Source organism: Flavobacterium sp. PL11 (assembly GCF_035985025.1).
Taxonomy (GTDB): Bacteria; Bacteroidota; Bacteroidia; order Flavobacteriales; family Flavobacteriaceae; genus Flavobacterium.
The window spans coordinates 1-23,922 of record NZ_JAXCIA010000040.1; the positions used below are offsets into that span (position 1 = coordinate 1).

General features: G+C 32.3%; 21 protein-coding genes. 7 read left to right on the forward strand and 14 right to left on the reverse strand.

The genetic code is table 11. The annotated features are described in order from the left end of the window. The first annotated feature begins 498 nt into the window (after window positions 1-498). The 3 genes from RCH18_RS14735 (at window position 499) to RCH18_RS14740 (ending at window position 2,182) form a co-directional block, all read left to right on the forward strand. The gene (locus tag RCH18_RS14735; protein ID WP_326937535.1) at window positions 499-960 is read left to right on the forward strand and encodes a transposase; all 462 of its coding nucleotides are present in this window, start codon (window positions 499-501) and stop codon (window positions 958-960) included. A gap of 195 nt (window positions 961-1,155) precedes the next feature. After that, entirely contained in the window at window positions 1,156-1,356 is a 201-nt protein-coding gene (locus RCH18_RS16160) for a transposase (RefSeq protein WP_442788166.1), read from the forward strand. 478 nt (window positions 1,357-1,834) lie between these two features. Then, on the forward strand, window positions 1,835-2,182 hold the full coding sequence (locus RCH18_RS14740) for a DUF1508 domain-containing protein (RefSeq protein WP_326937536.1): 348 nt from the start codon (window positions 1,835-1,837) through the stop codon (window positions 2,180-2,182). 147 nt (window positions 2,183-2,329) lie between these two features. Here RCH18_RS14740 and RCH18_RS14745 read toward each other — a convergent pair whose 3' ends face one another. The 4 genes from RCH18_RS14745 to RCH18_RS14760 form a co-directional block, all read right to left on the reverse strand. Beyond that, window positions 2,330-2,527 (reverse strand): hypothetical protein, encoded by a 198-nt coding sequence (locus RCH18_RS14745; RefSeq protein ID WP_326937537.1) that lies wholly within the window; start codon window positions 2,525-2,527, stop codon window positions 2,330-2,332. A 207-nt stretch (window positions 2,528-2,734) separates the two neighbouring features. Then, window positions 2,735-4,894: a S46 family peptidase gene (locus RCH18_RS14750; RefSeq protein ID WP_326937538.1), complete on the reverse strand. Its 2,160-nt coding sequence runs from the start codon at window positions 4,892-4,894 to the stop codon at window positions 2,735-2,737. A 23-nt stretch (window positions 4,895-4,917) separates the two neighbouring features. Further along, window positions 4,918-5,364: a GNAT family N-acetyltransferase gene (locus RCH18_RS14755; RefSeq protein WP_326937539.1), complete on the reverse strand. Its 447-nt coding sequence runs from the start codon at window positions 5,362-5,364 to the stop codon at window positions 4,918-4,920. Next, window positions 5,351-6,592 carry a 3-deoxy-D-manno-octulosonic acid transferase gene (locus tag RCH18_RS14760; RefSeq protein ID WP_326937553.1) on the reverse strand — a complete coding sequence of 414 codons (1,242 nt, stop codon included), beginning with the start codon at window positions 6,590-6,592 and terminating at the stop codon, window positions 5,351-5,353. Before RCH18_RS14760 ends, RCH18_RS14755 begins: the two co-directional genes overlap by 14 nt. Window positions 6,593-6,809: 217 nt before the next feature. On the opposite strand from RCH18_RS14760, the gene RCH18_RS14765 reads away from it, so the two are divergent. Both RCH18_RS14765 and galE read left to right on the forward strand, forming a co-directional pair. Next, on the forward strand, window positions 6,810-7,940 hold the full coding sequence (locus tag RCH18_RS14765) for a DegT/DnrJ/EryC1/StrS family aminotransferase (protein ID WP_326937540.1): 1,131 nt from the start codon (window positions 6,810-6,812) through the stop codon (window positions 7,938-7,940). A gap of 29 nt (window positions 7,941-7,969) precedes the next feature. Next, window positions 7,970-8,983 (forward strand): UDP-glucose 4-epimerase GalE, encoded by a 1,014-nt coding sequence (gene galE, locus RCH18_RS14770; protein ID WP_326937541.1) that lies wholly within the window; start codon window positions 7,970-7,972, stop codon window positions 8,981-8,983. 401 nt (window positions 8,984-9,384) lie between these two features. On the opposite strand, the gene fabD is transcribed toward galE, so the two are convergent. Next, entirely contained in the window at window positions 9,385-10,257 is an 873-nt protein-coding gene (gene fabD, locus RCH18_RS14775) for an ACP S-malonyltransferase (RefSeq protein WP_326937542.1), read from the reverse strand. Window positions 10,258-10,488: 231 nt separating this feature from the next. On the opposite strand from fabD, the gene RCH18_RS14780 reads away from it, so the two are divergent. Next, window positions 10,489-12,132 carry a hypothetical protein gene (locus RCH18_RS14780; RefSeq protein ID WP_326937543.1) on the forward strand — a complete coding sequence of 548 codons (1,644 nt, stop codon included), beginning with the start codon at window positions 10,489-10,491 and terminating at the stop codon, window positions 12,130-12,132. 39 nt (window positions 12,133-12,171) lie between these two features. On the opposite strand, the gene RCH18_RS14785 is transcribed toward RCH18_RS14780, so the two are convergent. The 5 genes from RCH18_RS14785 to RCH18_RS14805 form a co-directional block, all read right to left on the reverse strand. After that, window positions 12,172-12,405 (reverse strand): DUF6370 family protein, encoded by a 234-nt coding sequence (locus RCH18_RS14785; protein ID WP_326937554.1) that lies wholly within the window; start codon window positions 12,403-12,405, stop codon window positions 12,172-12,174. A gap of 86 nt (window positions 12,406-12,491) precedes the next feature. Further along, entirely contained in the window at window positions 12,492-13,652 is a 1,161-nt protein-coding gene (gene purT, locus RCH18_RS14790) for a formate-dependent phosphoribosylglycinamide formyltransferase (RefSeq protein ID WP_326937544.1), read from the reverse strand. Window positions 13,653-13,924: 272 nt separating this feature from the next. Then, window positions 13,925-14,383: a ferritin-like domain-containing protein gene (locus tag RCH18_RS14795; protein WP_326937545.1), complete on the reverse strand. Its 459-nt coding sequence runs from the start codon at window positions 14,381-14,383 to the stop codon at window positions 13,925-13,927. A 236-nt stretch (window positions 14,384-14,619) separates the two neighbouring features. Then, on the reverse strand, window positions 14,620-15,807 hold the full coding sequence (locus RCH18_RS14800) for a pyridoxal phosphate-dependent aminotransferase (protein WP_326937546.1): 1,188 nt from the start codon (window positions 15,805-15,807) through the stop codon (window positions 14,620-14,622). A gap of 56 nt (window positions 15,808-15,863) precedes the next feature. Then, entirely contained in the window at window positions 15,864-16,955 is a 1,092-nt protein-coding gene (locus tag RCH18_RS14805; RefSeq protein WP_326937547.1) for a fatty acid desaturase family protein, read from the reverse strand. Window positions 16,956-17,060: 105 nt separating this feature from the next. Between RCH18_RS14805 and rsmG the strand changes: the two genes are divergently transcribed. Then, window positions 17,061-17,690: a 16S rRNA (guanine(527)-N(7))-methyltransferase RsmG gene (rsmG, locus tag RCH18_RS14810; protein ID WP_326937548.1), complete on the forward strand. Its 630-nt coding sequence runs from the start codon at window positions 17,061-17,063 to the stop codon at window positions 17,688-17,690. 147 nt (window positions 17,691-17,837) lie between these two features. Here rsmG and pruA read toward each other — a convergent pair whose 3' ends face one another. The 4 genes from pruA to RCH18_RS14830 all read right to left on the reverse strand — a co-directional run bounded on the left by pruA (window position 17,838) and on the right by RCH18_RS14830 (window position 23,661). Next, a complete protein-coding gene (gene pruA / locus RCH18_RS14815; protein WP_326937549.1) occupies window positions 17,838-19,466 on the reverse strand; it encodes an L-glutamate gamma-semialdehyde dehydrogenase in 1,629 nt (542 codons plus the stop codon). Between the two features lie 295 nt (window positions 19,467-19,761). Then, window positions 19,762-20,148 carry a Co2+/Mg2+ efflux protein ApaG gene (gene apaG, locus RCH18_RS14820; RefSeq protein WP_326937550.1) on the reverse strand — a complete coding sequence of 129 codons (387 nt, stop codon included), beginning with the start codon at window positions 20,146-20,148 and terminating at the stop codon, window positions 19,762-19,764. Between the two features lie 82 nt (window positions 20,149-20,230). After that, window positions 20,231-21,484 carry a type IX secretion system plug protein gene (locus RCH18_RS14825; RefSeq protein WP_326937551.1) on the reverse strand — a complete coding sequence of 418 codons (1,254 nt, stop codon included), beginning with the start codon at window positions 21,482-21,484 and terminating at the stop codon, window positions 20,231-20,233. A gap of 179 nt (window positions 21,485-21,663) precedes the next feature. Next, window positions 21,664-23,661 carry a DEAD/DEAH box helicase gene (locus RCH18_RS14830; RefSeq protein WP_326937552.1) on the reverse strand — a complete coding sequence of 666 codons (1,998 nt, stop codon included), beginning with the start codon at window positions 23,659-23,661 and terminating at the stop codon, window positions 21,664-21,666. Between the last annotated feature and the right edge of the window lie 261 nt (window positions 23,662-23,922).

The following is a 23,922-nucleotide window of genomic DNA, read 5'->3' on the forward strand; positions in this document are numbered from 1 at the left end:
GAAAAGAATTTATTTTCTTTTCTCTCTTTCTGTAAAAATTTAATCTACTTGCAACTCTTTTCTCAAAAGTTGCATTTATAAGTTGAATTCAAGATTTGTTTCGGCTATGGTAAATATTTTATGGTTAAATTTATTCAAAAAAATGGAATTTTATGAATTATTAAAAATTTTATTAGGTATTGGAAATGATTTTGAAGTATAAAACGTTGAAACCAATGAATCAAAAAAGCTAATTGCTATTTATCTTAATTATCTCCCCAAATTTTTTAATTAGAAGGTGTAGATTTTCCAATTTATGACCATGCTCCGAAAAGAAAATGGCAACACTTGAATTGGTTTGAATATCAGTGTTACCTGGATTGTTCCTTTCCACGCTATGTGAATTAAGAAGGGAAAGTCACTACTATAGACATTCCTTTCGCACCCAAATAAAGGAGTTATACTAATAAATTTAGCCACCAAGCTATTTTCAATCTTCAAAGAGTTCGCGTCCAAAATATGGCAGCTAACTTATTAAAAACTACGCCTTATATTATTAGAAGTATTATGGAAGAAGCAGTAGAAAAGGCATTGGAACACAGCGATTTTATTACTGACTTTAAAAATGTTAACTTGGATGAAAAGGCATATAAACCTGGACACGAATATGCTACCATTTTAATTGATAGCGATAAAGAATGCGTTTTGAATTTAGTTGAAGGACGAAAAGAAAAAAGCGTTAAGACACTTTTTTTTGAATTAAATGAAGAAGAAAAACCACTACAAATCGAGCTTGTTAATTTTAATATGTGGAAACCATTTATGAATGTAATGACGGAAATAGCACCTCCTGCACTACTAGTTCACGGTAAATTTCATCTGGTAAAAAAGTTATCAGAAGCCATTGATAAAACTAGAAAAAGTAAAATAAAAGAGAACCCAATACTTACAAAGCAAAAAATATTCCGTGATGAAAAATGAAGAAAATAGAACCGAAAATCAACAATAAATATTTGGCAAATGACTAAAATAAATTTAAAAATATCAGAGGTATGGGTAATTAGAGAGAATTTTAAAACTATATTTAGTCATAATCACTGGTCGTATAAATTACAGCTTTTTAAAGTTTGGCTTGAAGAAACGCCCAAAAAGAATTTAAAGCATGTAAACTAATTAGTGGAAACCTTTAAAAGACACGCAAAAGGAATTGAAAATGCAATAATTACAGAAACCACAAGCGGTAAACACGAGAACTTAAATGGCAGGATTCAATCCATTCTAGCAAAAGCCAGAGGGTTCTTAAACTTCAAGAGATTTAACATAAACGTAATGTTCTATTTTGGTGATTTAGACCTAAAGCCATTAAACTTTTACTAAAGCCTCATTTATATACTTTATTCTAAAAATTAGCTAGGTATTATGTTGGTACTACTGATAATGTATTCAAGAGGCTGAGTGAACATAATTCTGGATTTTATGACAAATCATTAACTGTCAAGGGAATTCCTTAGGATTTAAAATTAAGTTTTGAATGTGAAACTAGTGAGCAAGCCTATTTCTTAGAACGATTTTTAAAAAGAATGAAATCTAGAATTTTTTTAGAGAAAGTAGCGGCTGATCCCAGTATATTGGTAGATTTTCTTCGTAAATTATGATAGACTAGCTGGTTCGACTCCGAAGTTTCGGAGCCGCTCTGAGTACTAAAAAGCTCCAAAATATGTTTGGGGCTTTTTTATTTTAAAAAAATTTAGTTTTATTTTACATATTTTTAAATCCTGTCAATAAAAATTACCTACCTATGTATTTTATTAAAAATTGTAGTATTGTTAATCAAGTAAATCTTTATTGAATCTCTATGGGCGCTTTTGTAATTAGTAAAAGATATAATGACGAATATAAATTTGTTTTTACATCTAGAAAAGGTAAAATTGTTTTTACAAGTTTAAGTTATGAACTTAAATTTGAATGTGAGAATGATATTGAGAAGTTTAAACTGGAAATAGAATCAGCTAAATTTTTAAAATTCAAGTCTTCTTCAGGAAAGTTCTTTTTTAAATTAATGATCGCGGAGATTCATTTTGCCACCAGCAGAAAATACACTACTGCATTGCGTTTACAGAAAGGGATTGATGAAATCGTTAAATATGGATCAAGCGCCGAAATATTAGACTTCTCTACCAATGATTTTATTTTTATAGATTAATCTTAGTTAAAACAAAAAAAACGTGGCATATTTTGAACTTTCAAAACATGCCACGTTTTTTTAATTCTTTACAGGACTAAAATTACTACACATAAAAAAAGCCATCACGCTAAGCGGATGACTTGATTTTTTTCTGTAATTTAAAAATTACTGAGCTGGAGCAACTTCTGGAGTTACAGCAGTAGTGTCAGTAGTAGTAACTGTAGAGTCAACAACTATTGCAGTAGTATCAGTGATTACAGCAGTTGTATCTACAGTAACTTCGTCAGCTGCAGCATCAGCTTTTTTACATGATACAACAGTTAAAACAGCAACAACAGCTAAACTTAAAAATACTTTTTTCATCTTAATTTAATATAAAGGTTAATTATTAATTCGTCGCAAAGATATAAATTTTTTAATACGTAAATTATTTTTTTATTTTTTTTTTGAAAAATAATCTTTTTGTTAATTACAACTATGTTTTTTTACAATTAGGTCTTTGCATTAGTTTACGTAGTTCAAATTTCATTTTAGTACTTAATGACTGTATACGAGAACGTTTTGCTGTTATTATTTCTTTTTTGCAGCGTTCTTTTTCTTAGGGTGAACTAACTTTAATTCGCTGATTAAGTTGTTTGCTCCTGCATATTTATCCATGATAAATAGTACATATCTTATATCAACCATAATGTTTCGACATATACTTGGATCATAATAGATGTCGCTCATCGTTCCTTCCCATACACGGTCAAAATTAAGACCAATTAAGTTCCCATAAGCATCAAGTGCTGGACTTCCAGAATTACCGCCTGTAGTATGATTAGTACCTATAAAATTGACAGGCATTTTACCGTTTTCACTGTATGCACCATAATCTTTAGTTTTATATAATTCTACTAGTTTCGATGGGACATCAAATTCATAATCTCCAGGAACATATTTTTCCATTACTCCTTCTAGATAAGTTACTGGCTCGTATAAAGTAGCATCTTTTGGCTCATATCCTTTTACTTTTCCGTAAGTTACTCTCAATGTACTATTAGCATCTGGAAATATACGACTATCGGTATTAAGCTCTAATTGCGCCTTCATATAAGTCCGTTGTAAGGCTGTAATATTCAAATTGATTTCATCGTATTTAGGAGCAATCTCCTTTGCATAAATTTCACCTAATTCTTTGACTAATTTAAATCCAGGATCTGCATTTAAATTTGAAACTACTGTTTTTGCATCACCAGAGAGTAATTGCTTTAAACTATTATAATCTTTCAATTTTGATTTGCTATACACTTCCGCAGCTAAATTTTTAGGATTTACATTAACTAGACTTTGTGGCAAAAATTGCTTAGATGATTTAGTAGCATACAATTCTATTAGTTGTTCAAAAACTTTTTCATCTACGGCGGCATTAAAGTTTTTATAGAAATCTGCTAGTCCATTGATTAGATTAGTTTTTCTGTCGTTAAAGGCTTGTTCTCCTCTAGCATTATAAACTTGCTCTAGTTGGTATAATTTGTACGCGGTGCTTAACATTTCAGTATTACGCAGTACAATTTCCATAAAGTATTCCCGTGCAACAGCATAAGGAGCGATTGCATTATAATTTTTTTCAAAATCAGCCAGTAGCGTTCCGTATTCTTTTTCTTTCCCTACTTTAACAATTTTTTGTTGAAAAGCCATTTCTGCATCTTTCTTGATTGCAACAGCATTTGATTTTTTCAACCCTTGTGTTTCACCAATCCATTTCTTCCAATAATTAGCAATACTGGCATATTTTGACGCATATTGAATTTTGATTGCATTGTCTTTTCGCATAAAACCATCAGCAACTTTTAAAGCTTTATCTCTGATTTCTATTTTTGCTGGGTTAAGTTCGTTTACAATTTGTTCAATTGCAACTGCTGGCAAATACTCATTTGTTTTTCCTGGATAACCAAATACTAAAGTAAAATCATCTTCGGCTACGCCATCAAGCGAAATTGGTAAAAAGTGTTTGGGTGTATAAGGAACATTATCCTTAGAATATTTAGCAGGACGATTGTTTTTGTCTGCATAAATTCTGAATAATGAGAAATCACCAGTGTGACGCGGCCAAACCCAATTGTCAGTATCGGATCCAAATTTCCCAATAGATGTTGGTGGCGCTCCAACTAATCTCACGTCGCTAAATGTTTCGGTTACAAATAACATATACTGATTTCCTTCATAAAAAGTACGGATTTTATTTTCTTGCCAATTTTCCTTTGGTAGAGAATTACTCAGTGCAGATATGTTTTCTTGAATTTTTTTCTGTTTGTCAACTTCGTTTGTAAGCCCAGTAGTACCATTTAATACAGCTGTAGTTACATCTTCGATTTTTATGATAAAAGTTACTGTCAAATTCTCATTTGGCAATTCATCTTCCATTTTATAAGCCCAAAACCCTTTAGTAAGATAATCGTTTTCAACTGTGGAATGCGACTGAATTTGAGAATATCCACAATGATGGTTTGTTAAAATCAATCCTTTAGGCGAAATCACCTCTGAGGTGCAACCACCATTAAAATGGGGAACCGCGTCTTTGATGCTTGAATTATTTACATCATAAATCTCTTTCACAGACATTTTCATGCCTAGATTTTTCATTTCTGTTTCATTCATTCCCTTCAATAGCGAAGGAATCCACATTCCGCCTTGTTGCGCTTGTGTCTGAATAACAAATAATAATAGGAATAGTTTTAAAAATTTCATGTTTATTTATTTAGTTTGCAATTTTATTTGAGTTTAAGTGCCATTAATTTTCGATTATGCAATTCAAAACCGCTTGCAATATACAATTTTTGTGCGTTTTGATTATGATTTTCTATTTCTAAGTAAATTAATTTCAAGGCTAGTTTTTTGCTTTCTGCTAAAATAAAAGATATTGTTTTTCTTCCTATTCCTTTTCCTCTAGCTTTTTGAGATAAATACAATTCGTCTAAAAATGCAATTTTACCTTGATACTCAAAACTGAAGATAAAAGTTAAAATCACATACCCTACGATCTTATTATCTAAAAGGATCAGCCAAGCTTTGCCAAGATTTTTATCGGCAAGAAATTCGTGAAATAAAGATTTAGAAAGTTCGATGTCAATGGGATAATTATCGATTGCATAAAAATCCTGCATCATTTCGATTATTGTTTCTATATCCGCTATTGCTAAGCATTTAAACTGTATCATTCAAAATGTGATTTATTATTATGGAGGTTGCGCCTTTATTCATTTGTACAAAAGTGGAGCAAATATGTCCTTTCTCATGCCGAATATCATCATTTATAATAAGGTTTGTGAAAGTTTCTGTTAATTCTTGTTCATTTTTAATAACACTGCAACCTTCCATATTTACAAGTGCTACCGCTTCCGCAAAATGAGAATAATTAGGGCCAATAATAATTGGAACTCCAAAAGTGGCTGGTTCTAATAAATTATGTACACCAGGATTACCAAAACCACCACCTACATACGCAATGTCAGTATAACTATATATTTTTGTCAATAAACCAATAGCGTCAATAATAAAAACGTCAAATTCACCTAAGTTTTTGTTTTCTTTTTGAGAGAGTAAAATAGTTTTTTTAGAGATGCTATTTTGTAATTCTATTATTTGTTCCTTTTTAATGTTATGTGGAGCAATAATAAATTTAATATTTAATGGGTTTGAATTGATAAAATTGACAAGTAGTTTTTCATCCTTTGGCCATGAGCTTCCCACAACAATAATTAATTTGTTGTTTTTAAACTGAGAAATGAAATCTAGTGTATTGTCTTTTTCTAAGATGTTTACCACACGATCAAATCTAGTATCGCCTGACACTGCTACATTATTTTTTCCAAGCTGCTGCAAAAGCTTTTTAGAATTTTCGTTTTGAACAAAAAAGTAGGTAAAAGTATTTAGTGCCTCTCTATAAAAACCACCATACCATTTAAAAAACAGTTGGTTTTCTCTAAGGATCCCTGAAATTAAATAGGTTTTAATACTTTGCTTTTTTAATTCAGCTAAATAATTTGGCCAATATTCGTATTTTATAAAAAACACTAATTCAGGATGAACAAGGTTTATAAATTCTTGAGCATTTTTCTTAGTGTCCATTGGTAAATAAATCGTAACATCAGTAATTGTATTATTTTTACGAATCTCAAAACCTGATGGAGAAAAAAAGGTGAGCACAATTTTATGATTAGGAAATTGATTTTTGACTGATTCAATCACAGGTAAACCTTGCTCGTACTCTCCTAAGGAAGCGGCGTGAAACCAAATAGTATTGTCTGTACGTTTTATTTTTTGTTCTAATGTCTGAAATACACTTTTTCGCCCTTCTATGAAAAGATTCATTTTTGGATTAAAAAGGGCAACGATTTTTAATAAAAAACCAGCAAGGCGAACCACTAAATTATAGAGAAAAAGCATCATTTATATTTTGTCGCTAAAATACGTTTTCTTTATTTTATTTTTTGACTATCAATAATTTTAATTTATGTTACAAAATAACACATCATTACTGATCAATATTTTCTTTTTTTAATAATTGTGCGTTGGTTGGAATTCATTAAATAACTATTTTTGTTGCTCGTTTTAAGGAACTGTCTACATAAATGGGCTTTTCTAATTTTAAACAAAAAAACAGATGAACAAAATTCAAATGGTTGACTTAAAGAGTCAATATGATAAAATAAAAGAGACTGTTAATAATTCTATTCAAGAAGTTTTAGAAACCAATACCTACATTAACGGTCCACAGGTACATCAATTTCAGAAAGCATTAGAAGAGTATTTAGATGTAAAACATGTAATTCCTTGTGCAAATGGAACCGACGCGTTACAAATTGCAATGATGGGATTAGGTTTAAAACCTGGAGATGAGGTAATTACGGCCGATTTTACCTTTGCAGCAACTGTTGAAGTAATTGCATTATTACAATTGACTCCCGTTCTTGTTGATGTTGATATGTACAATATGAACATATCGATAGAGGGAATAAAAAAAGCAATCACAGCAAAAACAAAAGCAATTGTGCCGGTTCATTTATTTGGCCGTGCTGCTAATATGGAAGCGATTATGGCTATTGCAGAAGAACATAATCTTTATGTTATTGAGGATAATGCCCAAGCAATTGGGGCAAACTGTAAGTTTTCTGATGGAAGCAAGAAAAAGGCTGGTACAATAGGTCATGTAGGAGCTACTTCATTTTTTCCATCTAAAAATCTTGGATGTTACGGCGATGGTGGAGCAATTTTCACTAATGATGATGCCTTGGCACACAAACTTCGTGGCATTGTAAACCATGGTATGTATGAGCGTTATCACCACGATGTTGTAGGTGTAAATTCACGTTTAGATAGTATTCAAGCAGCAGTTTTAAACGCTAAATTACCATTGCTGGATCAGTACGGAAGAGCGCGACAAGACGCAGCACGAAAATATTCAGCAGCGTTAGATGGACATAAAAATATCATTGCACCATTTATTTGTGATATTTGTGATTGTCACGTTTTTCATCAATATACTTTACGTATTATTGCAGCTAACAGGAATGGGCTGATGCAACATTTATTAGATAAAGGCATTCCATGTGCGATTTATTATCCAATTCCATTGCATTCACAAAAAGCCTATACAGATAGTAGATATAAAGAAGAAGATTTTCCGGTAACGAATCAACTAGTTACAGAAGTGCTTTCTTTACCTATGCACACTGAACTTGATGATGAACAAATTAAATACATAACAGATAGTATTCTGGAATATTTACAGTAATAATAGTGCCATAAAAATCAGCAAATAAAATGAAAGTATTAGTAACAGGTGGTTTGGGTTTTATAGGATCTCATACAGTGGTAGAATTACAAAATGAAGGATTTGAGGTAATTATTATAGATAATCTTTCTAATACTTCGTTGAGTGTTTTAGACGGAATTCAAAATATTACGGGTAAAGTTCCTCAATTTGAAAATATAGACTTACGTGAAAAAGAAAAAGTTCAAAATTTTTTTCAACGTCACACGGATATTTCAGGCGTTATTCATTTTGCTGCATCAAAAGCAGTAGGTGAAAGTGTCGAAGATCCACTGTTGTATTATGAAAATAACATTAGCGCTTTGATTTATGTTTTAAAAGAATTACAGCAAAAATCAGAGGCGAATTTTATTTTCAGTTCTTCTTGTACTGTTTACGGTCAAGCCGAAAAAATGCCAATTACGGAAGATGCCGCATTGCAACAAGCTATGTCTCCATACGGAAATACTAAAGCTGTAGGGGAGGAAATTATAACTGACACTGCGAAAGTCACTAATATCAATGCGATTTTATTGCGTTATTTTAATCCTATTGGATCTCACCCTTCCGCAGAAATAGGCGAATTACCATTAGGTGTTCCGCAGAATTTAGTGCCTTTTATTACGCAAACAGGTTTTGGATTAAGAAAAGAATTAGCTGTTTATGGAGATGATTATCCAACGCCGGATGGAACTGCTGTTCGTGATTATATTCACGTTGTAGATTTGGCGAAAGCCCATGTAATTGCTTTGCAACGTTTATTACATAAAAAAAATATTTCAAAAGTAGAAATTTTTAATTTAGGAACAGGAACAGGAAGCTCTGTTTTAGAAGTAATACGTAGTTTTGAAAAAGTGAGTGATAAGAAATTACCATATAAAATTGTGGGACGTCGAGAAGGAGATATCACTTCTGCGTACGCTAATACAGATAAAGCAAATGATGTTTTAGGGTGGAAAGCACAATCTACACTTGATGAAGCGATGGCTAGTGCTTGGAAATGGGAACAAAAAATTAGAAGTTAAATATAGAAGTTATTAAACATAAATCCCAAATTATCAAAATGATAGTTTGGGATTTTTTTGTAAATCTATTTTTAAAACCTTCGGTATAAAAAATAAAATACAGATAAAACGGATGATTTAATTATTTTATTCCATACAACTTCAAAACAAAAGGGTGTTACAGAGAATTTACAATTTGAAACGAAGTTTAGCATCAATTATACATCAAAAGAATATTTACCTGAAATAAATAAAAGTCAATAAGTATCATCAGAAAAATTAATTTGTGAAAATCTGTGTAATTTGTGTTGAAAAAATAAGTTATGTGCGTTTACATTTTAAAACAAAAATCCCCATAAACTTTTGCTTATGAGGATAGTATAATTATAATCATATTGATCTTTAGAAACTGATCAGTACGTCTAAGCGTTCGCAGTAACTGCTTCCTTATCTATTTTTCCAATTAATCCCGATAAAACTTTCCCAGGTCCAACTTCTGTAAAACTTGTAGCCCCATCAGCAATCATTTGCTGTACAGATTGTGTCCACTTTACAGGAGCCGTCAATTGAATAATTAAATTTTTCCTGATTTCCTCTGGTGATGAAACCGCACTAGCAGTTACGTTTTGATAAACAGGACAAATAGGATTAGAAAAAGTAGTCGCTTCAATAGCTGCTGCTAATTGCTCTCTAGCTGGTTCCATCATAGGCGAATGAAATGCACCGCCTACAGGTAATACTAATGCTCTTTTTGCTCCAGCTGCTTTCATTGCATCACAAGCTTTCTCAACCGCTGAGGTTTCTCCAGAAATCACTAATTGTCCCGGACAATTATAATTAGCCGCTACAACAATACCATCAATTGTTGCGCAAACTTCTACCACTATATTATCTGCTAATCCTAAAACGGCAGCCATAGTTGATGGTGTGATTTCGCAAGCTTTCTGCATCGCTAGTGCTCTTTGAGAAACTAATTTTAAACCATCTTCAAATGATAATACACCATTGGCAACTAAAGCCGAAAATTCTCCTAAGGAATGTCCCGCTACCATTTCTGGTTCGAAATCCTCTAACGTTTTTGCTAAAATAACTGAATGTAAAAATACTGCTGGTTGCGTTACTTTAGTTTCTTTGAGTTCTTCTGCGGTACCGCTAAACATGATATCTGTAATGCGGAAACCTAGAATTTCATTCGCTTTTTCGAATAATTCTTTTGCCAGAGGAGAATTTTCATAAAGGTCTTTTCCCATTCCTGTAAATTGTGCGCCTTGACCTGGAAATACGTATGCTTTCATTTATTTTATATTTATTTCAGTTTATCATTATTATTGTAAAACTTCGGGAATCTAAATTGAAAATTCTGGCGCAAAATTACTGTTTTTTACTGTATTTAAAAATTTCTATTTAATTTGGATACTTCCTTATAAATCAGAAACTATATTTAATTTAGTAGCGTATATAGAATTCATTTTACTTAATCTGTAACAAAATAGCATTTTTGATACTAATAAGAAAAAATTAGAACCATGAAAAAAATCTTGTCCATTGTAGTGTTGCTTGCAATTACTTTATTATTGTTTTATATCAATTTACCAGTTATAAACTATGGTTTTACAGGATTCACTTTTATAATTATAGTTGTTTTAATTATTGCGGTAATTTTGTCAACGGGTATCACTGTATCACAGAAAACAAATGAAGTGAAACTAGCCAGAATGCCAAGTAAGTTTTTATATATTTCTATAGCTATTCTATTAATCTATTGTATTATACTTCCGTTTTTCACCAGCTTAAAAATGTTTAGAAGTGATTCTTATCAAAAATTAATAGGTGAAGTAAAAAATGGTCAAAAAATCACTAATCATATTGCACCAATTTCTATAGATAAAATTCGAGTTGTTGATGAACAACTTGCCTACTTATTAGGTGAGAAAATATTAGGATCACAACCAGCCTTAGGAAGTCAAGTGGAATTAGGTGAATTTTGTATTCAGAAAGTAGGAAGTGAACTTTACTGGGTTGCTCCGCTATTGCATTCAGGATTCTTAAAATGGTTTAATAATAAGGAAGGAACTGCAGGATATGTAATGGTTTCTGCCACTAATGAGCGTGATGTAAAACTAGTGCAACAAGTTGGTGGAAAAGACATCAAAATAAAATACCAGCCTAACGCCTATTTTGGAAATCAAATTCATCGTCATGTTTATTTTAACGGGAACGCAACAGTGGGTTTAACTGATTTTAGTTTTGAAATCGATGATGATGGAAACCCTTTTTGGGTGATTACTAAATACATGAAAACGATTGGTTTTGCAGGCAAGGAAGCTACAGGAATTATTCTAGTAGATGCTCAATCAGGTGACATGTCTGAATTTACTATTGCAAAAACACCATTGTGGGTTGATAGAATTCAGCCTTTGGATATTATAGAAGATCAGTTAAATGATTGGGGAGAATACGTTCGTGGCTATTGGAATTTTTCTAATGCGGATAAACTACAAATTACTGAAGGGATGACGTTAGTTTACGGAAAAGATAATAAATCATATTGGTATACTGGATTAACTTCGGTGGGGAAAGATGAATCAGCAGTGGGTTTTGTACTTGTTGATACTAGAACTAAAGAAGCTACCTTTTATAAGCAAAGTGGTGCAACTGAATATGCTGCTCAAAGTTCAGCACAAGGGAAAGTTCAGGAGAAGGGATATCGCGCCTCATTACCCATTCCTTATAATATCAATAATATTCCAGCGTACGTAATGACGCTTAAAGATGATGGCGGATTGGTAAAGATGTTTGCTATGGTTGATATTTCTGATTACACAATTGTAGGAGTAGGAAATACGATGAGAGAAACGTTGACTTCCTTTAAGAACGTTTATAATATGGCGGATAATAAGATCAATCCTAATGCAGTTTCGAACAAAAAAATTGTGAAGTCAATAGTAACACGAATTCAAAATGATGTAAAAAATGGAAACAGTTTTTACTATTTTAAGGTAAAAGATTATCCAAATATTTTTGTAGGATCATCGCAAATATCAAATCAGTTGCCAGTAACGATTATAGGAGATAGTATTGCCGTTTCTTTTGATTTAGATTTAGAAGAAGTGATAGATATATCGAGTTTTGAAAATCTTAATTTGAAATCGAGTTTAAAAACAAACTAATAATAAAAACGGCTTGCAATAATCACTGCAAGCCGTTTTCTATTTAATGGGTACTAACTTGAAAGAGGTAACTTTATATCTATTCTCAACTATCTTTCCAAGCACTTCAGCTTTTCTTATCTTAGCACAAAATCCATCATTTGCATGAGCATCTCCGTGTGAATCAATTGATGTTCCATCTACAAAATATGCGTTTCCATCGATACGTACAGCTAAATCACAACCGTTTCCTTTCATCCCAAATTGACATTGTCCGCAAGCAGCTTCTACAATTTGCGGTTATATTTCTTCTTTAATTTTTTAAGCGCTCAATGTTACTGTAAAGAATAAGAATGTTAATATTAATATTTTTTTCATGATTAAGATTTTACGGTTACTAAATGAGCTGCTTTAATTGCTCGTTCAACTACAGTTTCAATAGCAGTGTCTAGCGAGTCATGAGTCAAAGCTACACCCATTCTTCTAAAGGGTCTCGCTGTTGGTTTACCAAAAATTCTAAAGTCGGTTTTTGACAAAGCTGCTATTTTTTCTACACCTAAATAAGAAGGATGAAACGAATTTTCCGAAGCTAAAATTACTGCGCTAGCTCCCGCTTTTTCTAATGTAATTTCGGAAATAGGCAAACTTAATATAGCACGCAAATGCAATTCAAACTCATTAAAGTTTTGTGTACCTGCTAAGGTTACCATACCCGTATCATGTGGTCTTGGTGATAATTCAGAGAAATAAACGCCATCATCAGCTAAGAAAAATTCTACTCCAAAAAGTCCAGCTCCACCTAAAGCTTCAGTAACTTTTTCAGCCATATCTTGAGCTTCATATAAATCCTTATCTGAAATTCTAGCGGGTTGCCAGCTTTCGATATAATCTCCGCGCTCTTGTCTATGACCAATAGGTGCGCAAAACAAAGTTGGATTGTTGTTCTGTACAACAGTTAGCAACGTAATTTCTGAATGAAATTTAACAAATGCCTCAACGATTACTTCTATAATGTCGCCACGAGAACCGTCAACTGCATACTTCCACGCTTTTTCAATATCCGCAACTGTTTTTATGGTCGATTGTCCTTTTCCTGAAGAACTCATTAGTGGTTTCACTATACAGGGCATTCCAACAGCTTTAACTCCTTCATACAATTCTGTAGCAGTTGTGGCGTAACAATAATTAGCTGTTTTTAGTCCTAATTCTTTTGACGCTAAATCCCGAATCGCTTTCCTATTCATGGTATAATTTGCCGCTTTTGCTGAAGGCACGACGGTAATTCCTTGTTTTTCGTAATCATAAAAGCGTTCCGTCCTAATGGCCTCAATTTCTGGTACTATAAAATCAGGCTGATGCTTGGCAACGATCATATCCAAAGCTTCACCGTCTAGCATATTTATTACTTCAAAATCATGCGCAACTTGCATAGCAGGCGCATTTTTATAACTGTCTACCGCAATAACAATTTGACCAATTCGTTGTGCAGCAATGGTAAATTCTTTACCCAATTCTCCAGAGCCGAGAAGTAATATTTTCATAATATATTTTTCTAAATAAAAACGTAAAAATAAGAAAATGAATTTTTATGGTACTAGATTATAGTTTATTTAAAGTAAATACTTATTATAGGAATCATGACAATAAAAAAATAGTGAATAATGACTTTCTCAAAGAACTTTTGAATTAAATAAGAGCATCAATTTATACTAAAAAATAAATCTTACAACAGTTTAAGTTTATAAATAGCGATAAAATAAAAAGACCACTTAATAAATAATTAAGTGGTCTTTATAAAATATATAGAATCTAATTAAGACATCTTGTGTGCTTTAATTTTCATCAATGTGCTTTGAATAGTACTTAATTGTTGTGATACTATCGCTATTTGATTTGGTTGAAGTTCTTCTTTTTTTAATGCATCTTGATATTTCTCAATTGCAGCTTCTTCTCCAGTTACACAAGCGTTTATTATAGCGTCAGTATCGCCACCAGTAAAAGTAGATTTAATATCAATCCAAGTACGGTGCAAAGCTCCTAAAGCACCTCCACCTGATTCGTCAGTTGATTTTCCTAACCTATTTATTTCGTCTTGAAGTTCAACTATAAAAAGAGAACGTTCACGTGCATAGTCAAAAAATTCAGCTTTCATGGTGTCATTTTCAACATGTTCTGCTGCATTTGTATACCCTAATTTACCGTCTTCAAGAATTGAAATTAATCCTTCTAATGTGCTAACTACTTCTTTTGTGGTTTCATCTGTATGTAACATAATATTATTTTTAATTGTTATACCGCAAATTTGACACTTTTATAAAGCTTTTTTGTTATAGAATTAAATTGATTATTTGTATTATTATTAATAATCATCTCATTAATAATGGATTAATCCAAGATTAAATAAATGTAATATAAAAATGAAATTTTATTTTCACAACAAGTCATTTTTTTCTGATCAAAAAAAGCCTCAAGAATTTATTGAGGCTTACTATTATACATAGCTTTATATTAAGATAATGCATCTTTTATTCGGCGTAAAGCCTCTTTTAATATATCTTCACTTGTAGCATAAGAAAAACGAATACAGTCAGGGTTTCCAAAAGCATCACCTGTTACAGTAGCAACATTAGCTTCTCCTAAAAGATACATAGAAAAATCATTTGCATCTTTAATAAAAGTTCCTCTTAGCGTTTTTCCAAAATAAGAAGAGACGTCTGGGAATACATAAAATGCCCCTTCTGGAACATTAATTTTAATTCCTGGAATCTCTTTTAATAAACCCACAACTAAATCTCTACGGCTGTGGAAGGCATCTACCATATGTTTTAATACGCTTGGGTCAGCGTCAACGGCAGTAATCGTAGCACGTTGTGCGATACTATTAGCGCCGCTTGTGACTTGGCCTTGAATTTTAGTACACGCTTTTGCAATAAATTCGGGTGCGCCAATGTATCCAATTCTCCAACCTGTCATCGCAAAAGCTTTTGCAACTCCATTTACAGTAATAGTTCTTTCTAACATTCCCGGAATTGAAGCGATACTACAAAAAGTTCCAGAGAAATTAATATGCTCGTAAATTTCATCTGCAACCACATAAACATGCGGATATTTCTCTAATACTTTAGCTAATGCAGTCAATTCTTCGCGATTGTAAACTGTTCCACTTGGATTACAAGGAGAACTATACCACATCATTTTTGTTTTTGGCGTTATTGCTGCTTCTAATTGTTCTGGTGTAATTTTGAAATCGGTTTCTACGGATGTTGGTACTACCACTGGATTACCACCAGACAATTTTACGATTTCGAAATATGAAACCCAATATGGTGCTGGCAAAATCACCTCGTCACCATCGTTTAACATCACTTGTGCAATATTATATAAAGATTGTTTTGCTCCTGTTGAAACTACAATTTGAGAAGGTTTGTACTCTAAATTATTATCTCTTTTAAATTTTCTACAAATCGCTTCCTTCAATTCCATATAACCTTCAACTGGAGAATAAGTGCTATAATTTTCATCTATAGCTCGTTTTGCAGCTTCTTTAATAAAGTCAGGTGTGTTAAAATCAGGTTCGCCTAAACTTAAACTGATGATATCTTTACCCTCTGCTTTTAATTCTCTGGCTAAAGCTGCCATTGCTAACGTTTGTGAAGTAGCTAGATTGTTGATTCTGTCTGAAAGTGGATTGCTCATTAAAAAATTGTTGATTGCCCTAAAATTTAATAGGGAGGTTAGTAATAGTTGTGTGTTTATAACGCGGGTTTCATCCCTAGTTCTTTCAAATGTTTAAAGTGAGCAACAACAGCACTTCTCATTGTTTTGTATTCATAATATGGCAAGTTGCATTCTTGAGCTGTTTCCTTCACAATTTTTGCAATTTTACCATAATGTATGTGACTAATATTTGGGAAAATATGATGCTCAATTTGGTGATTCAGTCCACCTGTGTACCAGTTAATAATTGCATTTTTAGGAGCAAAATTAGTTGTGGTGAATAATTGGTGAATGGCCCAAGTATTATCCATTTCTCCTAACTCATTAGGTGATGGATTTGTAGTTTCTTCGACAACATGTGCTAATTGAAACACAACACTTAAGATTAATCCTGCAGTATAATGCATTACAAAAAAACCAATAAGAACTTTCCACCATGCAATTCCAATAACAATAGGAAGAACGATCCAAATTGAAACATAAATTATTTTTGTAATAATTAAAGTAGTCCAAAGTACTTTTGGACTCTTAGGTTCTCCATAAGATAATTTTCTTTTAAGATAATTTCTCATTTGTCTAAAGTCGGTTGTTATTGCCCAGTTGAAAGTCAATAAACCATACAAGAAAACAGAATAATATTGTTGAAAACGGTGAAAATTATACCATTTTGCATCTTTAGTAAATCGAATAACACGTCCAGCATCTAAGTCCTCATCATGTCCAGGAATATTAGTGTAGGTATGGTGTAAAACATTATGCTGTACTTGCCAGTTATGTACATTTCCAGCAAGAACGTAAATTGTTCCTCCCATAAATTTATTCACCCAGTTTTTATTAGAATATGAACCGTGGTTACCATCGTGCATAACGTTCATACCAACGCCTGCCATGCCTATCCCCATCACAATTGTTAATAGTAAATGTGCCCAAAAAGGCATACCAAGTGTTAAAATTATAAAGTAGGGAGCGAGAAAAACAGAAAACAAAATAATTGTTTTTAAGTACAATTTCCAGTTACCTGTTTTTTGGATATTATTCTCTTTGAAGTAATTGTTAACCCGTGAGTTAAGTGTTCTAAAGAACTTCAAGTTGTCTTGCTTTGCAAATATAGGAGCGTTGTTATTCATAAGATTTTAATAAAGGTCAAAGATAATTATTATAAATTTTTGGTTATACAAAATTGAGATAAATATTTTAACTGTAAAGTATTACTTTTGTTAAAAAAACAAGAGATGAATGAGATTCTTAAGTATTTTCCTAATTTAACCGATCTTCAGAAGCAACAGTTTGAAAAACTTGATTTTTTATACCATGATTGGAATGAGAAAATCAATGTTATTTCGAGAAAAGATATAGATGCCCTATATACGAAGCACATTTTGCACTCATTGGGAATTGCGAAAATTATAAAGTTTGAACCTGGAACTTTTGTTTTAGATGTTGGCACCGGAGGTGGGTTTCCGGGAATTCCTTTAGCAATTTTATTTCCTGAAACTCGTTTTCATTTGATTGATATAATTGCCAAAAAAATAAAAGTAGTTCAGGCTGTCGCCGAAGGACTAGAACTGAAAAACGTAAAAGCAGAACAACTACGCGCTGAAAATGTAAAAGGTGATTTTGATTTTATTGTAAGTCGTGCCGTTACGAATATGCCTGATTTTGTTTCTTGGGTAAAGACTAAAATTAAAAAGAATAACAAGCACGAATTGAAAAACGGAATTCTGTATTTGAAAGGTGGTGATCTAACTGAGGAATTGAAAGACTTCCCTAAAGCAACAGAATATAATCTAGCTAATTTCTTTGAAGATGAATTTTTTGAGACGAAGAAGGTGGTACATGTGCCGTTGAAGTTTGTGGTATAATGAGTCGTAAAGTTGAAAGTCATAAAGTCGAAAGAAGAGCCAAGGAAATAACTTAAAGTAAAAAGCCGAATCTAATTAGTTAGATTCGGCTTTTTATACTTGTATAGTGCTTGAAGACTTTCGACTTTCAAACTTTAAGATAATTAATTACTCTCCTAAAAACGGATATCTATAATCTGTTGGGGTTACAAAAGTTTCTTTGATAGTTCTTGCTGATGTCCAACGAAGTAAATTTTGCATAGAACCCGCTTTATCATTTGTTCCTGATCCTCTTGCTCCACCAAAGGGTTGCATTCCTACAACTGCTCCTGTTGGTTTGTCATTGATATAAAAGTTACCTGCAGCATTTTGTAGTGCTATTGTAGCTTCTTCAATTGCGTAACGATCTTGACTGAAAACTGCTCCTGTTAGAGCATATTCAGAAGTAGTATCCACTAATTCTAAAGTCTCAGCCCATTTAGCATCTTCATACACATAAATAGTTACAACTGGTCCGAATAATTCAGTTTCCATTGTAGTGTATTTAGGGTTTGTTGTGAGAATAACTGTTGGTTCAATGAAGTAACCTTTTGATTTATCATAATTGCCACCCATAATAACTTCGGCATCAGTATCTTTTTTAGCTTGATCAATAAATCCTGCTAATTTGTCGAACGAACCTTCAGAAATTACAGCAGTAATAAAATTGCTCATATCTTCTGGTGAACCCATTTTCATAGATTTCAAGTCGGCTTCCAACTGTTGTTTGACAGCTGGCCACAAACTTTGTGGAATGTAAACACGTGAAGCAGCGCTACATTTTTGACCTTGATATTCAAATGCACCGCGAGCAATTCCTGTTGTAACTTGTTTTGGGTTTGCTGATGGATGTGCAATAATAAAATCTTTACCACCTGTTTCTCCTACAATTCTTGGGTATGTTTTATACTTGCTAATATTGGTTCCAATTTTTGCCCAAATGTCATTGAAAACTCCTGTTGAACCTGTAAAGTGAACGCCAGCAAAATCACGACTGTTTAATAATGTTTCAGTTATCATTGCTGAATCGCCCATTACCATGTTGATCACACCATTAGGTAATCCCGCTTCTTTAAAAATTTCCATCAATAAATTAGCTGAATATACTTGGGTTGCTGCTGGTTTCCAAACTACCACATTACCCATCAACGCTGCACTTGTAGGCAGATTTCCAGCAATGGCTGTAAAATTAAATGGAGTAATTGCATAAACAAAACCTTCAAGAGGTCTATATTCTACACGGTTCCACATATCTGACTTCGACTTTGGTTGCTCGTTATATATTTGGGTCATGTATTGCACATTAAAACGCAAAAAGTCAATTAATTCACAAGATGCATCAATTTCAGCTTGATAAACCGTCTTGGATTGCGCAATCATTGTTGCCGCATTAATTTTAGCTCTGTAAGGTCCAGCTATTAATTCAGCTGCTTTTAGGAAAATAGCCGCACGTTGTTCCCAAGCCATTTTAGCCCAGTTTGTTCGCGCTGTTAGTGCAGTTGTAATTGCGTTTTCTATATGTGATTTTTCAGCGAGGTGATACGTGCCTACAATATGCAAGTGATCGTGAGGTGCTGACATCGTTTTAGTATTTCCAGTTCTAATTTCTTCGTTGCCAATATAAAGTGGAACGTCAATTTTAGCATTCCACATTTCTGTGTAAGCTGCATTTACCGCTGCTCTTTCTGGCGAATTAGGTGCGTAGCTTTTTACAGGCTCGTTTACTGCATCTGGTACGTGAAAAAATCCTTTTAACATATTTGTATACTTATAAAATTAAAAAAAATGAGTTGTATGTTTTTAAACAAAAAACAAAAGTACGAAGGTTTATTTAAAGAAAATACATTTCTTGACCTTAACTACTCCTTAATCTACTAGATAGTTGTGTTGTAGTCCTGATAGAAATGAAGGTCTTTTTATGCTCTCTTTATATTTTTTCTTATAAAATAAGATCGACATGAATGATTCCTTATCTTATTTAAAAAAATAAAGGAGCGTGCAAAAACTTGAAATGTCTCGAATCCTCGGAGGTAGGAATTGCTCTAAAAAAAACCTAATTTAAAGCAAATGGAGCACAAAGTCTGAATGAAGGTACAATCACTTTGAAGTTTCTTGTTGAAGTAAAATTGATCATATTAAAGTGGCCTTTCATAGCACCATAAGGAGATGACAATAAACAACCAGAACTATAAGTGTGAAGCTCCCCTGGTTTTAATACTGGTTTATTTCCAATAACACCTTCTCCATCAACAATTTCTATATCTTTGAGAGAGTCAAATATTTCCCAATGACGAGAAATAAGTTGTACTGAATCCTTACTGTGATTTTCAATTGTAATGTGGTAACTAAAGGCAAAGTGAATTTTGTAGTTCTTAAAGTACGTACCTTCAAAACTAGTTAAAACTGAAATTTTAATACCTCTTGTTATTTGAGAAACCATAATAAATGAGTAAAATAATGATTACTATTGTCAAAATTACAAAAAAATCATCTTGTTTAGCTCAATTTTGTGAAAGAATTCACTAATTAACAATGTTCACAGAATTTGCTGATCCTTTTCCAACTATTCTATCATAGCGGTCTATTCCATCCTTGTAGTATACTAAAATGGTGTACTTATTTTCAGTTTGATAAAAGTTTCCATCTATAGCATTTTCATGATCAATATTTGCTGTTTCATTAGCAATTATGTATTGAAAGTTAGTAAAGCCTTGTTTTATTAACATGGACTTTTCATAAACTGCTTTCTTAGCGTTATAGTCCATTTTATATTCTGGCAAAAGAGTATAATTGTTGAACATTCCTGTTACGTAAATATCTTTATTTTGTATAAAGGTTGGAGCCGAGAGCGTAAAATAAACCCATGTATAATCAGCTTCGATTTCGCTTTCCATTGAATTATAATTTTGAACAACAAAATTTCCATTAATATCTTGTGTAAATGAGTATGGATAATTTCTTCTGGCTTCGCTGGTATATAAATAAGCTCCGTAAATAGGTGTACTTGAATCGATTCTAGCTACGTTATTTGTTGCAGATCTAATGTCTTTGTTTTCGAAATATAAATATTCATTTCCTGCCCAAAACTGAGTTTCTGTATCGTATTTGTAAATTAATTCGTTCCCAATGGTATATTGTGGAATAACATTTTTTAGCGCAGTGCTAAATTGATCGTTTTGAAGTATCAGCACTTTTACATTTCTCAAGGGATTCTGAAACTGAATTTTATTAGACCGAATTGCAAAATCTAAATTCTGTTTCATCTCAATTGTACTAATGTTTCGAGATCGTTTTACTTGTATAGGAACTGAAACTAGATCTTCATATAAAACAAACATCCTAGTAAATACGATCTCTTTATTTTCATCCAAAATTAAAATTTTATAGTTCCCACTTATTTTTAAATATTTTGTAAATTGATTTGGAATCGATAAGTTATAATGTGAATAAATCTGGAGGGTGTTAAATGAGTTTTTATAATTCTGAATTCTTTGATTATCAAATCCTTCGAGGTACTCATTTTTTGCAATTGTAGTTGGGTTCCAGTTGTAATCGCAGTGGATGATTTCGTAATAATAATTAGCTTCACTACCAAAAAGGTCGTCAAACTGCAATTGAAATCCTTCACCTAATTTAAATATGGGAACTATATTTTGATCATTTTGAACAAACGAAATTGTTTTAATATTGTATGGCGGTGCCACTTCTTTTACTGCTTGAGCTAATAAAGTGAGAGAAAATAATAATAAAGAAAGCACACTAATAACTTTTTTCATCGAACAGATTTTTGAAAGTAAAGATACAAATAAATGATATTCTATATCAATACCTATTTACATCTATTTATGAATGCAGAAATTCTACACTGTAATTACACAATATATTAAAGATTACAAAGTTGTGTAGATTTTATTAATCAGTACTGTTTAGGTAATTAAATAAAATAACTGTAAAATTACTCTAATAAGTAGTTTATGTTTTCAATAATTTCTGAATCTAAATAATCGGCCTCCAAAAGAGAATCAGATAGAAATTTCTTTCTTTTTTGCAAATTAATGATCTTCTCTTCTACGGTGTTTCTTGAGATAAATCGCACTACATTTACTTTATTGAGTTGTCCTATTCGATGCGCTCTTCCAATTCCTTGTTTTTCCGAAAATGGATTCCACCATGGATCTAAAAATAATACCTGTGATGCCCGAGTAATGTTTAATCCTACGCCACCAGCTTTTAATGAAATAAAAAACAATAAAGGCTTTTCCTGCTCTTGAAAGCGATTTACTTCCACTTCTCTTTTTTCTTGTGATGTTGAACCTATCAGTTCACAGTATTCAATTTGGTTATCATTACACCACGTTTTATAAAAAGCTAAATTGGTCACAAACGAGCTAAAAATAATGGTTTTTTGATTTGCTTCTACTAAAGTCTTTAAATAAGAAGTGACAGCAAGATATTTCCCCGAATCAATTTCTGACGTTTTATCAACCATTTTTGGGTGATTGCTCAACTGTCGTAATCGCATTAAGGTATTGATGGTTGATAGTTTGTCCAATGGTGAATTTATTTTTAATAGCAAGTTTCTTGCTTTAGACTTTTCTAGCTCATATAATTTTTCTTGCTCTGGCTCCATGTCACAATAATAAATCTGTTCGACCATTTCAGGTAAGTCATCAAGCACCTCTTCTTTAGTGCGACGAAGTATAAAAGGCTGAATGATTTTTCGTAACGCTAATAAACAATCTTGATCCTTATTTTTTTCGATCGGGATCTTAAAATTAGTTTCAAAAAAACGATAAGTGCCCAATACATTAGGATTGACAAATTCCATTTGGGACCACAAATCACTTAAAGAATTTTCAATAGGCGTACCACTTATAGAAATTTTATTGCTGGCATTAATCCTGTTTATAGCTTTGAATGTTTCTGATTTTCTATTCTTAATATTTTGACTTTCGTCCAAAATTAAAAATCTAAAATTGTGCTTCTCAAATAGTGCTATATCTCGGCTGATAATCGAGTAGCTAGTAAAGACTAAGTCATAGCGATGTAATTTTTTAGCGATCAACTTTCGCTCGTTTCCCACGTATTGAATACAACTAAAATGAGGTGTAAACTTTTTAGATTCATTATACCAGTTGAAAACTAATGATGAAGGTAGTACAATGAGGACCCTCATTTTTTCCTGAGATACAGGCAAAGGCTCACCAAACAAGTCGATTGCTATTTCCTCAGCTGAATTTAAAAACTGCAATTGTTGCTGAACAGCCACTAACATCGCCAGAGTTTGAATCGTTTTTCCCAATCCCATATCATCCGCTAAACAAGAACCCATACCATTTTGATAGTTTTTTAAAAGCCATTTTACTCCTTCTTCTTGATAGGGCCGTAATGTTGCTTTTAGTAGAGGAGACGACTGATAAGGAATAGTTTCTTGTTGTATTACAGTTTCATTATTGTCTGTTAAGTTTTCTAAAAGCGTATAATTGATTTTGGGTAGTAAAATTTGATTTCCTTTTATTGTAGAAAATTTCAAAAGCGATTCATATTTAGACATCCATTCAATTGGAATCAAAAAAAAGGAATGATCTGGGAGCTGAAATAAACGATTACGTTGTTTTAAATTAGGGATGATTTCAGTAAAATTAATTTCGAATTGGCCACATGAAATAATGATTTTTAAATCAAACCAATCTGTTTTTTCCTCATTTAAGACCGACATAATAGCGGTTTTCGTTTGCATTTTTTTACCATCAATCGATAGCAAATCTAAACTAAATCCGTTTTCTATGAAATCAGCATGATGCTCTGTAATATATTCAACTGCCTCAAATGGATTGTTTGGATCATTTGGTAACTGCAGTTTGAATAGATTAGTCTCTGTTTTAACTAAACCTAATGCTTTTACTTTATTTACAAACAATAACTCTTGATTTGTATTTCTTTGAAATTGCACAACATGTATTTCGTTATCTGTATCTATTTGAACTTGTTTATTTTTAGTAGAACTATTATGGAATAGTACGCCGCCATAATCGAAAACAAGATCTAGATAATAGCTGTTTCTAAAAAAATCATATTCGAATTTAAGGGCACATGAAAAAAATTTGTCTTTTATTTCTAGGCGGATTCAAGTCATAAATGCAACTTTTTGCTGATTTATCAATTTATGTAAATATACTTGGTTTGGTGTTTTAAAACCAAATCTTTTTCTCGG